This is a genomic window from Noviherbaspirillum sp. UKPF54 (assembly GCF_007874125.1).
Taxonomy (GTDB): domain Bacteria; phylum Pseudomonadota; class Gammaproteobacteria; order Burkholderiales; family Burkholderiaceae_D; genus Noviherbaspirillum.
Genome location: NZ_CP040128.1, coordinates 1,569,971 through 1,582,689 on the forward strand (window position 1 = coordinate 1,569,971; position 12,719 = coordinate 1,582,689).

Genomic DNA, 12,719 nt, shown 5'->3' on the forward strand with positions numbered 1-12,719 from the left:
CCAACCACACTTTGCCCTATGTCTGACAAAAAATCCTCCAGTGGCGAGAAATTGCTCTATTGCTCCTTCTGCGGCAAGAGCCAACACGAGGTAAAGAAACTTATCGCAGGCCCGTCGGTTTTCATCTGCGACGAGTGCATAGATCTGTGCAACGACATCATTCGTGATGAGGCTTCCAGCATGGAGTCGGTGGCCGGACCCAAATCGGATTTGCCGACACCCCAAGAAATTTTTGAGTTGCTTGGGCAATACGTCATTGGGCAGGAAACGGCCAAGCGCATTCTTTCGGTGGCGGTATATAACCACTACAAACGTCTCAAGCACCTCGGAAAGAAGGATGATGTCGAGCTGGCGAAAAGCAATATTCTGCTGATCGGCCCCACCGGTTCGGGTAAGACATTATTGGCGCAGACATTGGCGCGCATGCTGAATGTTCCGTTTGTGATTGCAGACGCAACGACCTTGACCGAGGCAGGCTACGTCGGCGAGGACGTTGAAAACATCATTCAGAAACTTCTGCAAAACTGTAACTACGAGGTTGAAAAAGCCCAAAAAGGCATTGTATATATCGACGAGATCGACAAGATTTCACGCAAATCCGACAATCCGTCGATAACCCGCGATGTGTCGGGCGAGGGTGTGCAGCAGGCGTTGCTGAAACTGATCGAAGGCACGATGGCTTCGGTGCCACCCCAAGGGGGGCGTAAGCATCCGAATCAGGATTTCGTGCAGATCGACACAACTAATATCATGTTTATCTGCGGCGGTGCTTTTGACGGGCTCGCAAAAATCATATCGAATCGATCGGAGAAGAGTGGGATCGGATTCTCTGCCAGCGTGAAAAGCCAAACAGAGCGCAATGCCAGCGAGGTTTTGCTTGATGCCGAACCGGAAGACTTGATCAAGTTCGGCTTGATCCCGGAGTTAGTGGGACGTTTGCCGGTCGTTGCAACGCTAAGTGAACTAAACGAGGAGGCGCTGATCCAAATCTTGCTTGAACCCAAGAATGCGCTTATCAAGCAGTATGCAAAACTGCTTCAGATGGAAGGCGCTGAGTTGGAAGTTCGGCCAGCAGCATTGCATGCAATTGCCAAAAAGGCTCTTGAACGCAAGACCGGTGCGCGTGGTCTACGCTCTATCCTTGAACACGCACTCTTGGATGTGATGTTTGAATTGCCGGGCCAGCAGAATGTCGCCAAGGTGGTTATTGACGAAAATACGATCGTCAATGGAGCGAAGCCTTTGTTGATTTATCACGAGCAGCCGAAGGTGTCGGGGGCCAAGTAGCAATTCTCAGCTCCTGTTCCGCGTGGATGCATGTTTCGCATCTTTATAGATGTGGAGCATGCGACTACAGGTGAAAGCCCGTTTTTTCCTAGAAGCAGTACAATTTGAATCACAGGAATCACTTCAGGCTTCCAATGCAAGGCCACCCGAAGGCGACTTCGTGTGTGGCCTTTTTTATTGGTGAATTCTGTTGCGATTTTTGTTGCCGCTTGGACTTGAGTTTTTGGCTGTCGGGCCAACATCATAAACAAGCTCTTAAATAAGGTTCGCCATGACGACTACTACATTCACTGAAAACACCCAACTGCCGCTATTGCCGTTGCGCGACGTTGTTGTCTTTCCGCATATGGTGATACCTCTATTCGTTGGCCGCCCGAAGTCGATCAAGGCGCTGGAAGCTGCAATGGAGCAAGGAAAGAGCATCATGCTCGCGGCGCAAAAGGCAGCGGCCAAGGATGAGCCTTCTGCATCGGATATCTATAAGATTGGCTGCGTCGCAAATATTTTGCAAATGTTGAAGCTGCCCGACGGGACGGTCAAAGTGCTGGTCGAGGGCGCTCAGCGGGCTCGCATTCATGACATTAGCGAGCTGGAAACGCATTTCGTTGCCGAATTGACTCCGGTTGAGTCGGAGCCGGGCGATGAGTCTGAGGTCGAGGCAATGCGCCGGGCCATCGTGCAGCAATTCGATCAGTATGTGAAGCTGAACAAGAAAATTCCGCCGGAAATACTAACTTCGCTCGCAGGCATCGATGATGCAGGTCGACTGGCGGATACCATTGCCGCGCACTTGCCGCTTAAGCTAGAGCAAAAGCAGATCATTCTTGAAATCTTCAACGTGGCTAAACGCCATGAGCATCTGCTTGGCCAGCTTGAGGCCGAACTCGACATCTTGCAAGTCGAAAAGCGGATTCGTGGTCGCGTCAAGCGCCAGATGGAAAAATCCCAGCGCGAGTATTACCTGAATGAACAGGTGAAAGCAATCCAGAAGGAACTCGGGGAGGGCGAGGAAGGTGCCGACCTCGAAGAGCTTGAGAAGCGGATTATCGCGGCTAAGATGCCGAAGGAAGCGCGAGAGAAGGCGGAGGCAGAACTGAAAAAGCTGAAGCTGATGTCGCCGATGTCTGCGGAAGCAACTGTGGTACGCAATTACATCGATACTCTCGTCGGCCTTCCGTGGAAAAAGAAGTCGAAAGTCAACAACGACCTCGCTCACGCTGAGCAGGTGCTCGAAAGCGAGCACTACGGGCTGGAAAAAGTCAAGGAACGCATCCTGGAATATCTGGCCGTGCAACAGCGTGTCGACAAGGTCAAGGCGCCGATTCTGTGCCTCGTTGGGCCTCCAGGCGTGGGTAAGACGTCCCTTGGCCAATCGATTGCGCGTGCGACCAACCGCAAATTTGTGCGCATGGCGTTGGGCGGTGTGCGTGACGAGGCCGAGATCCGTGGCCACCGACGTACGTATATCGGTTCTATGCCAGGAAAGATTTTGCAAAGCCTAGCGAAGACTGGCGTGCGTAACCCGTTGTTTCTTCTAGACGAGGTGGACAAGCTCGGGCAAGACTTCCGGGGTGATCCGGCGTCCGCGTTGCTCGAGGTGCTTGATCCAGAGCAGAACCACACATTCTCGGATCATTACATCGAGGTCGATTTCGATTTGTCCGACGTAATGTTTGTTGCGACATCGAACTCCTACAACATTCCGCCGGCGCTGCTGGACCGGATGGAAGTGATTCGCTTGTCCGGTTACACGGAAGATGAAAAAACGAATATCGCGCAGCGTTATCTGCTACCGAAACAGATTGCGAATAATGGCCTGAAGGACGATGAGATCACTGTTTCGGAATCAGCGATTCGTGACATCATCCGCTACTACACGCGAGAAGCGGGCGTCCGTTCGCTGGAACGCGAAATCTCCAAGATCTGCCGCAAAGTGGTGAAGATGTTGCTGTTGAAGAAGCAGGATCACAAGATCACTGTCTCTTCGAAGAACCTCGACAAGTTCCTCGGCGTGCGTCGTTATGACTTTGGCATCGCCGAAAAAGAGAATCAGATCGGGCAGGTGGTTGGCCTCGCATGGACCGAAGTCGGCGGCGACCTTCTGACGATCGAGGCGATGACGATGCCAGGCAAGGGCGATATCATTCGTACCGGCACGCTGGGCGACGTGATGAAAGAATCGATCGAGGCCGCGCGGACGGTCGTACGCAGCCGCGCCAAGCGACTTGGCATCAAGACTGAGTTGTTTAGCAAGACCGATATCCACATTCACGTGCCGGAAGGCGCGACGCCGAAGGATGGCCCTTCGGCAGGTATCGCCATGACGACGGCATTGGTTTCCGTACTGACGGGCATACCGGTGCGTGCCGATGTGGCAATGACCGGTGAAATCACCTTGCGCGGCGAAGTGCTGCCGATCGGTGGCTTGAAGGAAAAGCTGCTTGCTGCTCATCGCGGCGGCATTAAAACGGCGCTGATTCCGGAACAAAACGTTAAAGATCTCACGGATATTCCGGATAATGTGAAGAACAAGCTTGAAATCATTCCGGTTCGCTGGATTGACAAGGTGTTGGAAATTGCACTCGAGCGTCAGCCGACTCCGTTGGCCGACGAGGCAGCAGTCGATACTGCGGTTGCTCAAAGCACTGGAACTGCGGATCCGAATGTTGTGAAGCACTAGTCTAAATTGCTCATTTAAAGCGCTCTTCGGAGCGCTTTTTTTTCACCTTGTACTCCTTGTTTCGCCATGAGGTAGCATGAATTTGCGCTGTTCCATGCCGGTGTTTGTGGCGCCAAAACGCCGGCAGGTCGCTTGACACAAGGCTTAGCGACTTGTTTAATACACTCTGCAGAAAATTTCTTTTCTGCATTTTGCAACGGATGCGGCCACCAAAATAAGTAATAAAAACCGTTGTGAAATCCAACACTTCGAGGGGACTTCAGTGAATAAAACAGAATTAATCGATCATATCGCCGGAACTGCAGATATTTCCAAGGCCGCGGCGACACGTGCGCTGGACGCGTTGGTTGGGGCCGTCAAAATAACGTTGAAAAAGAATGGAAGCGTTACCCTTGTCGGTTTCGGTACTTTTTCGGTCGGCAAGCGTGCAGCACGTACCGGCCGTAATCCGCGCACCGGGGACGCGATTAAGATCAAAGCCGCCAAAGTGCCAAAATTCCGTCCAGGAAAAGCTTTGAAAGACGCGCTTAACTAATTAGTGCATCTTGTTAAAAGATGCGCTATAATTTCGTTCTTTACGACGTGGTGACAAACGTCTGATTTGGCTGGCTAAGTGGTACCTTTTGCGGGTGCTTAGCTCAGTTGGTAGAGCGGCGCCCTTACAAGGCGTAGGTCGGGAGTTCGAGCCTCTCAGCACCCACCAGTGCAGCCAGATTCATGCAGTAGATTCAGGAGTGGTAGTTCAGTCGGTTAGAATACCGGCCTGTCACGCCGGGGGTCGCGGGTTCGAGTCCCGTCCACTCCGCCAAATCCAAAAAAGGCGAACGTAAGTTCGCCTTTTTTCATATGCGGGCAAATTTCTGTTTTCGCTGCGTACAAAGCTGGTTAATATGCTGCGCTGAAATCGCATTTTCGTGTTCCGTTCGAGATAGGCTCTACGATGTTTGAATTTATCCGCACTCATCAGCGCTTGATGCAGTTTCTGCTGCTCCTGTTGATTTTTCCATCCTTTGCGTTTTTCGGAGTCGAGAGCTATACGCGCTTCCGCGAGCACGACAACACGGTAGCCAAGGTTGCGGGGCATTCGATCACCCAACAGGAGTTCGATGCGGCGCAACGCGAACAGATGGATCGCCTGCGTCAAATGTTCGGCTCCCAGTTCGATCCGAAAATGTTCGATACCCCGGAGGCCAAGCAGGCCATACTCGATAACCTGATCGCGCAGCGCGTGATGGTCGCAACTGCTGCGCGCGACCATTTGTCCGTATCCGACCGTACGCTGCAGCAGACAATTCTGGCAATTCCCGGCTTGACTGGCGCCGACGGCAAGTTCGACGCGGAGCGTTACAAGTCGCTGCTCGCGATGCAAGGCATGACTCCGGCGCTCTATGAGGCGCGTCTGCGCCAGGATTTGTCGTTGCAACAAGTAAGCAATGCAGTCCAGTCGACCGCATTTGCGCCGAAAACGGTTGCAAATCGTCTGTCCGACCTGAACGACCAAGAGCGCGAAGTCCAGGAGCAGCTGTTCAAAGCGGCCGATTACGTTTCGCAAGTAAAAGTAACGGACGACATGCTCAAGGCGTATTACGAAAAGAACAGTGCCGATTTCCAGGTTCCGGAGCAAGTCAAGGCGGAATATGTCGTCCTGAACGGCGAGGCATTGGCGGCGCAGATTCCCGTGAGCGATGCTGACATCAAGTCGTACTACGAACAGAATGCGAAGCGCTATGGTGAAGAAGAGCAGCGCCGCGCCAGCCATATCCTGATCAAGGTCGACAAGAATGCGTCGAACGCGGACAAGGCGGCGGCCAAAGCGAAGGCTGAAGCCTTGCTTGCCCAAGTTCGCAAGAATCCCGCTGATTTCGCCAAGCTGGCCAAAGAAAACTCGCAGGACCCGGGGTCCGCGCAAAATGGCGGCGACCTTGGTTATTTCGGCAAGGGCATGATGGTCAAGCCGTTTGAAGACACGGTCTACAAGCTCAAGCAAGGGGAAGTCAGTGACCTCGTGCAGTCCGATTTTGGCTTCCATATCATACAACTCACCGGCATCAAGCCGGCCGCGATCAAGCCGCTGGACGAGGTGAAAGGTGAGATTGCCGCTGAGATCAGAAAGCAGCAGGCAACAAAGAAATATTCGGAAATGGCGGAGCTGTTCACCAACACCGTGTATGAGCAAGCGGACAGCCTCAAGCCGGCAGCCGACAAGCTCGGCCTGAAGATCGAGACAGTTTCGAACCTGACGCGCACGCCAAACCCGGGCAGTTCGCCCAACGCGCCATATAACAATCCGAAGTTCCTGAAAGCGCTGTTTTCGGATGACGCGATCAAGAACAAGCGCAATACGGAAGCTGTCGAAGTCGCACCGAACACCCTGATTGCCGGCCGCGTGGTCGACTATAAGCCGGTAACCAAGCGGGCTTTTGCAGAGGTCGAGGCGACTGTGCGCGAGCGCGTGACTCAGCTCGAAGCGGCCAAGCTGGCGAAGCAGGCTGGCGAGAAGAAACTGGCGGCAGCGAAGGCCGGCGATGCGAGCGGTTTTTCGGAGTCCAAGACCGTATCGCGGGTGAAAGGCGAGGGCATTAATAGCGCCGCGCTTGGTGCGGTCATGAAGGCAGATACCAGCAAGTTGCCGGCCTATGTCGGCGTTGATCTGCCGCAGGGATATGGCGTATATCGCGTCAACAAGGTGTTGCAGCCGAAGACCGTCGATGCCGCACGGCGTCAGGCGGAGCAGCAACAGATCGGCAATGCGCTGGCCCAGCAAGAGATGCAGGCTTATCTGAATGCGTTGAAAAAGAAGGCGAAGGTCGAAGTCCTGAAACCTGTCACCCAGAAGGCTGAAACGGATACGGACGAATCGAGATAATTGTCCTGTTCCTTCCAATCGGTACAAGAGCCGCCCAGTTAACGGGTGGCTCTTTTGTTTTTCGACGACTTTAATGGCGCATCTGCTTGAGCAGCAGCGGCTTGAGCAGCAGCGGCTTGAGGGATGGCCAGATATTGTCAAGAATAGCCGGTTGCGCATCGGCGAGCGGATGCAGCCGGTCGGCCTGGAAAAGCTGTGGGTTGTCCGCCACGCCTTCGAGCAGGAATGGCACGAGCGCGACGTTCAACTCGCGGGCCAGCTCCGTGTATGATGCTGAAAACCGCTGGGTGTAATCGCGCCCGTAATTCGGCGGGATACGCATGCCAACGAGAAGGGGGCGGGCACGCGCGGCACGCACGGCGGCGATCATCGCGCCCAGGTTGGCTTTGGCAGATGCGACGGGCAATCCACGCAAACCGTCATTTGCTCCAAGCTCGATGATGACGATATCCGGGCGATACTGTTCCAGCAGTGCCGGCAGGCGCGCTTTGCCGCCACTTGTGGTTTCGCCACTGATACTCGCGTTGATGACGCGCGCATCCAGTTTTTCCGAGTTCATGCGCTTTTCCAACAACGCTACCCAGCCGCTTCCGCGCGCCAAGCCATATTCGGCCGAGAGGCTGTCGCCCAGCACGAGCACCGTTTTTGATGCAGAATAGGCGCACGTTGCCATCAGGGCTAGCATGAATGCCACTATGACCTGAATCGAACGCATCAATCTTCCGAATTTCATCACATCATTTTGCATGCTGGATAGTTCCTCTCGCCCTGATGCCATTGAAGTCGTTCATCTATGCAAACGCGTCGTCGATGCGGCCGGCGAACTGAATATTTTGGATGACATCGATTTTACCGTGCAGGCCGCGGAGACTCTCGCGATCGTGGGTGCTTCCGGTTCCGGCAAGTCGACCTTGCTTGGCTTGCTGGCCGGTCTCGATACGCCATCGGGCGGCACCGTAAAACTTGGTGGGGTGGATATCTTCGCGCTGGACGAGGATGGGCGCGCCGCGCTGCGTCAAGCCATGCTCGGATTCGTGTTTCAGTCATTCCAGCTGCTGGCGCATCTGACCGCGCTGGAAAACGTGATGCTGCCAATGGAATTGCGGCGCGATGGCGACGCAAGGGAAAAGGCGGAGGCAATGCTGGCACGAGTTGGCCTTGCCAGCCGCTTGCGGCACTATCCGAAATACCTGTCTGGGGGAGAGCAGCAGCGAGTCGCGCTGGCGCGCGCCTTTGTGACCGAGCCGCCACTGCTGCTGGCGGACGAACCGACCGGCAGCCTCGATGCGGTGACCGGGGAAGCCATCATCCAGCTGATGTTCGAACTGAATCGGGAGCGCGGCTCGACCCTGGTGCTGGTCACGCACGATCCATCGATTGCTGCGCGCTGCCAGCGCACCATTACCATCGCCGCGGGACGACTGGCATCATAATCGTCACGCGCGGACTTTCATTGGCTATTCGATGGTTCGTCCACGCCATGCTTATGGCTAAGGCGGTTGAGAAGCGCACGTACGCATGGAATGAGTTCACTCGCGGTCAGCCCGATAGGGCCTGTACCTTGAGCTACGAGGGTGTCGGCTGCTGATCCATGCAGCCAGCAGCCGGCGAGGGCTGCGGGCCACGCCTTCCAGCCTTGCGCGAGCAAGGCGCCGCATATCCCTGCAAGGACATCACCGGTGCCCGCCGTTGCAAGCGCGGGATTGCCCGTGGTATTGATCGCCAGTTCGCCGCCCGGCTGGGCGACTATAGTTCCCGAGCCCTTCAGCAGAACGACCGAGTTTAACTCCGCAGCCAGCTGGCGTGCTGCCGCCAGACGATCTGCCTGAACGCGCGCGGCGCTCGTGTTCAGCAATCTCGCCGCTTCCAGCGGGTGGGGCGTCAGAAGCGCCGGGTGGCCGCGACTGCGCAGTTTTAGGCGCAAATCGTCGCTTGAGGCAATCAGGTTCAAGGCGTCCGCATCGATCACTAGCGGCGCGCCGGACAGCAACGCGCGCGTCAAGATGTCCCTCGCGGCATTTGATGTGCCGAGGCCGGGACCGATCGTGACCGCCGATGAAGCAAAGTCCATGTCATGCGCATGGCGGCACATCAGTTCCGGCTGCGCGCTGTCGTAGGCCGGCGGCTCGGAAAGGAATGCCGCGAACACGCGACCAGCGCCGCATTTCGCCGCAGCGCGCGCTGCCAGAATGGCCGCGCCGCTCATCCCATGCGCGCCGCCGGCCACGATGACATCGCCGAAAGAGCCCTTGTGCGAGTTGTGTGGACGGGGTCGCAAATAGTCGGAAAACAATTCCGGCCGATTGAGCTGCGCCTTGGCGTCGACGAAGAATTCGCGCCCGATATCCAGGTCCGCCACCTCCACGTGCCCGGCGTAGTCCCGTCCATGCCCTGTATGCAATCCAGGCTTGCCGCCGATGAAGGTCACCGTGTCGGTTGCTCGTATCGCGATACCTTCGGGGCCGACGATATTTCCGGTATCGGCATCGAGGCCGCTGGGGACATCCAGCGCCAGCACCTTGCAATCGAGATTGTTGACCTGTTCTATCACGCTGCGCAGCGGTGCGGAAATGGCCCGGGCCAAGCCAATCCCGAACAATCCGTCGACGATAAGCGACCAGCGCGAGGCGGTGATGACTTGTTCCCCGCAGGCCGGGTCGGCAAATCGCAGCGGGCTGTTTTTCGCATTCTTGTGTGCGCGCCTGGAATCTTCCGATTGGCGATCTGAATCCGCAAACAGCAAAACGGTGACCGACGCGCCTTCCCGTGCAAGGTGGGTGGCGGCTTCCAGTGCGTCGCCGCCGTTGTTGCCGGGGCCGGCCAGGACGAGGATGGGTGCGTGGTGCCGGAGTGGGCCGACGAGCTCGAGGGCGCGTTTCGCAGCGGCTTGACCGGCGCGCTGCATCAAGGTGAAGGCGGGCAGTGCGGCGAGTGCAGCCTGTTCAATGGCGCGAATTTCCGCTACCGAGTACAGCGCGTGGGGCGATGGCATGGAGCAGTGGTGGAGCAGGTTGGTTGAAATGGCGTTACCGGCAGGGATGGAGCTTGATTTTATGCTAAGTAACTCTAGGTTGCGAACATTCTACGTCACTCAAAAAACATTCATTTTATTTGCATCATTTAAAAGCTGCATTTAGAATGGATCTTAAATCCGGGCAATGCCCAGGATTAATGAGAGCGCCCGGTTGCGGACGTTCGATCCGAGGAAGATTTCATTTCACCACAGGAGTAGTTTCATGGCACACGATTGTTCCCATCCGGTCATCGCCGAAGGCGTTTATCCATTTGACGCGCGCGGCATCGCAAAGCGCTTCCGCCATGCGGCGATCTTCGGTGCGCTGAGCGCATTGCAGCCGGGCGAAACCATGCGTTTTTGCAATGACCATGATCCGCTGCCGCTGCTGTCGCAAATTCATGCGCACTTCGGCGAAGGCGTCAAAATGGCCTACGTGCAGCGTGAGCCGGGCGCAATCGTTATCGACTTCCTGGTAACTGCCTGACGCGTTCAGGATAGCGTCAGCATCCCGGCCATGTGCGCCGCGATCGCAAGCGACGCGGTCAGGCCGGGAGATTCGATGCCGTACAAACCCAGGTAACGGGGATGGCCGTGCGTGGAGAACAGAAAGTCGGCGCTGCTACCGGGCGGGCTGACTTTCGGGCGCACGCCGGCATATGCTGGTTGTAGGGCAGCGTCCGGCAGCTGTGGCCAGTACGCGCGGATTTCGGTGTAAAACTTGTCTGCGCGCCCGGGGTCGACGGCGTAATCGAGCGCGCCGTCCGCATTGGCGAGCCATTCGACATCCGGCCCGAAGCGCGCTTGTCCGCCCAAGTCGAGCGTTAGGTGTACTCCCAGCCCGCCCGCTTCCGGAATCGGATAGATCAGCCTGGAAAAAGGCACATGGCCGGCGAGCGAATAGTAATTCCCCTTGGCGAAGTAGGGATGCGGAACGCTATCCGCATCCAGACCGTCGATGGCGCGTGCAAGCTGCGGCGCCCATAGACCACCGCAATTGATCACCGTTTTAGCCAGCACTTCCGTTTCGTTTCCGCCTCCATCGCGTACCAGCACAGCGATGCCGTCGGCATGCGCGACGCCGCCGGCAATTTCACTGTCGAACGCAAACAGCGCGCCAGCGCGTTCGGCGTCCGCCTGCAGCGCGAGCATGTAGGCGTGGCTGTCGAGGATGCCGGTGCGGGGGGATGACAGCGCTGCGATACAGGACAAGGCCGGCTCCATCGCCCGGGCTTGTGCGGCGGTGAGCATCGCGACTTCATGACAGCCATTGGCCTGGGCCTGCGCATGGATGGCGGCGAGCTTGTCGAGCTGAGACTCGGTGGTGGCGACGATCAGCTTGCCGCACTGGCGGTAGGCGATGTGACGGTCTTCGCAATAGGCGTACAGCGAATGCCGTCCGGCCACGCAGAGTCGGGCCTTCAGGCTGCCTGTCGGATAGTATAGGCCGGCATGAATCACTTCGCTGTTGCGCGAACTGGTTTCCATGCCAATTGCCGCATGTCTTTCTGCTACCAGAACTTCTCTTCCACGCTGCGCAAGTTCGCGCGCGACCGCCAGGCCGACGACGCCCGCGCCGACGACCAGGCAGTCAACCTTATCCATAGCGGGCAAGGGTCAAGCCGTCCATGTCGATGTCGGGAGAGCGCGCCGAAATGATATCGGCCAGCACCTTGCCGGAACCGGCTGCCATGGCCCATCCGCTGCTGCCGTGCCCGATATTGAGATAGACATTGCGCACCGGCGTGGCGCCCAGAATAGGGGGGCCATCCGGCAGCATGGGGCGCACGCCGCACCAGAAATTGGCTGTCGCATAGTTGGCTGCGTCCGGGAACCAGTCGGCGCCCACCTTGACGAGCGTGCGCAACGCGGCCTGATTCAGCTGGGTCGTGTCCGAGCCGAACTCGGCCGTGCCCGATACGCGCACCCGGCCACCCAGCCGGGTGATGGCGACCTTGTAGGATTCGTCGAGCAGCGCCGCGTGCGGCGATTGATCGAAGTTCTTGATCGCGGCCGTCGCCGAATATCCCTTGACCGGGTACATCGGGACGGTGATGCCGATCGATTTGAGCAGCGGCAGGCTATCGATACCTGCGGCGATCACGGCCGCATCGGCGGCAAACCGGCGCTCGTCGATGTTTACCCATACCTGCCCGCCTTCCTGTTCGATCGAGCGCACCGTGTTCGAAAAATAGAACTGCACGCCCATCGAACTGGCGATATTCCGCAGCCGCTTTGCAAACAGCGGACAATTGCCTGCGTGATCCTGAGGCAAATGCAATGCGCCGGCCAGTTTCGTTGTCGTGGAAAGCGACGGCTCGATCAGGCGGGCGGTTTCGGGATCGACCAGCTGGTGCGGCACTTCGTATTCGGCGAGCAGCTCCAGGGCCGGTTCGGCCAGCTTCATTTCCTGGTCGGTGCGAAACAGCTGCAGCACGCCTTCGGTCTGCTCGTATTCGATTTCATATGTCTCGCGCAGCTGGTGCAGCAGCTCCCTGCTGTAGAACGCGATGCGCTGCATCCGGGTCTTGTTGATCCGGTATCGCTCCAGGTCGCACTCGGCTACCCAGCGGCGCAGCCAGCGCCACAGGGCGCGGTCGGTGCTCGGCTTGAGCAGGACCGGCGCCTCCGACCGGAAAAGCGACGAGAGTATCTTGCGCGGCATGCCCGGCGCCGCCCATGGCGCCACATGGCCGGGAGCGACGATGCCGGCATTGGCAAAGCTTGCTTCATGAGCGACATTGTGGTGGCGCTCGATGACTGCGACTTCATGTCCTGCTTCGGCAAGAAAATAGGCGGTGCAGACGCCGACGACGCCCCCGCCGATAACTACGACCTGCTTTGTCACTTATTTAACCTGTCATTGGGTGTGT

The 12,719-nt window shown here is 57.2% G+C and carries 10 protein-coding genes and 2 tRNA genes; 8 read left to right on the forward strand and 4 right to left on the reverse strand.

The genetic code is table 11. The features are described from left to right. Nucleotides 1–18 precede the first annotated feature (18 nt). The 6 genes from clpX (at nt 19) to FAY22_RS07380 (ending at nt 6,833) form a co-directional block, all read left to right on the forward strand. Entirely contained in the window at nt 19–1,287 is a 1,269-nt protein-coding gene (clpX, locus tag FAY22_RS07355; protein WP_146329608.1) for an ATP-dependent Clp protease ATP-binding subunit ClpX, read from the forward strand. Nucleotides 1,288–1,558: 271 nt separating this feature from the next. After that, nucleotides 1,559–3,967 carry an endopeptidase La gene (gene lon, locus FAY22_RS07360; protein ID WP_146329609.1) on the forward strand — a complete coding sequence of 803 codons (2,409 nt, stop codon included), beginning with the start codon at nt 1,559–1,561 and terminating at the stop codon, nt 3,965–3,967. Nucleotides 3,968–4,229: 262 nt separating this feature from the next. Then, the gene (locus FAY22_RS07365) at nt 4,230–4,502 is read left to right on the forward strand and encodes an HU family DNA-binding protein (RefSeq protein ID WP_146329610.1); all 273 of its coding nucleotides are present in this window, start codon (nt 4,230–4,232) and stop codon (nt 4,500–4,502) included. A 92-nt stretch (nt 4,503–4,594) separates the two neighbouring features. Continuing rightward, nucleotides 4,595–4,670, forward strand: a tRNA-Val gene (locus FAY22_RS07370). 28 nt (nt 4,671–4,698) lie between these two features. Further along, a tRNA-Asp gene (locus FAY22_RS07375) sits at nt 4,699–4,775 on the forward strand. A gap of 132 nt (nt 4,776–4,907) precedes the next feature. Beyond that, entirely contained in the window at nt 4,908–6,833 is a 1,926-nt protein-coding gene (locus tag FAY22_RS07380; protein ID WP_146329611.1) for a SurA N-terminal domain-containing protein, read from the forward strand. A gap of 70 nt (nt 6,834–6,903) precedes the next feature. On the opposite strand, the gene FAY22_RS07385 is transcribed toward FAY22_RS07380, so the two are convergent. Then, complete coding sequence (locus FAY22_RS07385; RefSeq protein WP_146329612.1) at nt 6,904–7,581, reverse strand: arylesterase; 678 nt, start codon at nt 7,579–7,581, stop codon at nt 6,904–6,906. Here FAY22_RS07385 and FAY22_RS07390 point away from each other — a divergent pair. Continuing rightward, nucleotides 7,580–8,266, forward strand: coding sequence for an ABC transporter ATP-binding protein (locus FAY22_RS07390; RefSeq protein WP_146329613.1), 687 nt, complete (start codon nt 7,580–7,582; stop codon nt 8,264–8,266). The genes FAY22_RS07385 and FAY22_RS07390 overlap by 2 nt on opposite strands. A gap of 17 nt (nt 8,267–8,283) precedes the next feature. On the opposite strand, the gene FAY22_RS07395 is transcribed toward FAY22_RS07390, so the two are convergent. Continuing rightward, the gene (locus FAY22_RS07395) at nt 8,284–9,825 is read right to left on the reverse strand and encodes an NAD(P)H-hydrate dehydratase (RefSeq protein WP_146329614.1); all 1,542 of its coding nucleotides are present in this window, start codon (nt 9,823–9,825) and stop codon (nt 8,284–8,286) included. Nucleotides 9,826–10,069: 244 nt separating this feature from the next. Here FAY22_RS07395 and FAY22_RS07400 point away from each other — a divergent pair, with 244 nt between their 5' ends. Next, nucleotides 10,070–10,333, forward strand: coding sequence for a DUF2249 domain-containing protein (locus FAY22_RS07400; RefSeq protein WP_146329615.1), 264 nt, complete (start codon nt 10,070–10,072; stop codon nt 10,331–10,333). A gap of 5 nt (nt 10,334–10,338) precedes the next feature. Here FAY22_RS07400 and FAY22_RS07405 read toward each other — a convergent pair whose 3' ends face one another. Both FAY22_RS07405 and FAY22_RS07410 read right to left on the reverse strand, forming a co-directional pair. Beyond that, complete coding sequence (locus FAY22_RS07405) at nt 10,339–11,451, reverse strand: NAD(P)/FAD-dependent oxidoreductase (protein ID WP_146329616.1); 1,113 nt, start codon at nt 11,449–11,451, stop codon at nt 10,339–10,341. Continuing rightward, nucleotides 11,444–12,694, reverse strand: coding sequence for a D-amino acid dehydrogenase (locus tag FAY22_RS07410; RefSeq protein WP_146329617.1), 1,251 nt, complete (start codon nt 12,692–12,694; stop codon nt 11,444–11,446). The genes FAY22_RS07405 and FAY22_RS07410 overlap by 8 nt, the downstream gene beginning before the upstream one ends. Nucleotides 12,695–12,719: the final 25 nt, after the last annotated feature.

What these genes read in the sequence shown, in the direction of transcription:
- clpX (WP_146329608.1), top strand. Translation starts at nt 19, where the DNA reads ATGTCTGACAAAAAATCCTCCAGTGGCGAGAAATTGCTCTATTGCTCC.
- lon (WP_146329609.1), top strand. Translation starts at nt 1,559, where the DNA reads ATGACGACTACTACATTCACTGAAAACACCCAACTGCCGCTATTGCCG.
- FAY22_RS07380 (WP_146329611.1), top strand. Translation starts at nt 4,908, where the DNA reads ATGTTTGAATTTATCCGCACTCATCAGCGCTTGATGCAGTTTCTGCTG.
- FAY22_RS07390 (WP_146329613.1), top strand. Translation starts at nt 7,580, where the DNA reads ATGCTGGATAGTTCCTCTCGCCCTGATGCCATTGAAGTCGTTCATCTA.
- FAY22_RS07385 (WP_146329612.1), bottom strand. Translation starts at nt 7,581, where the DNA reads ATGCAAAATGATGTGATGAAATTCGGAAGATTGATGCGTTCGATTCAG.
- FAY22_RS07395 (WP_146329614.1), bottom strand. Translation starts at nt 9,825, where the DNA reads ATGCCATCGCCCCACGCGCTGTACTCGGTAGCGGAAATTCGCGCCATT.
- FAY22_RS07400 (WP_146329615.1), top strand. Translation starts at nt 10,070, where the DNA reads ATGGCACACGATTGTTCCCATCCGGTCATCGCCGAAGGCGTTTATCCA.
- FAY22_RS07405 (WP_146329616.1), bottom strand. Translation starts at nt 11,451, where the DNA reads ATGGATAAGGTTGACTGCCTGGTCGTCGGCGCGGGCGTCGTCGGCCTG.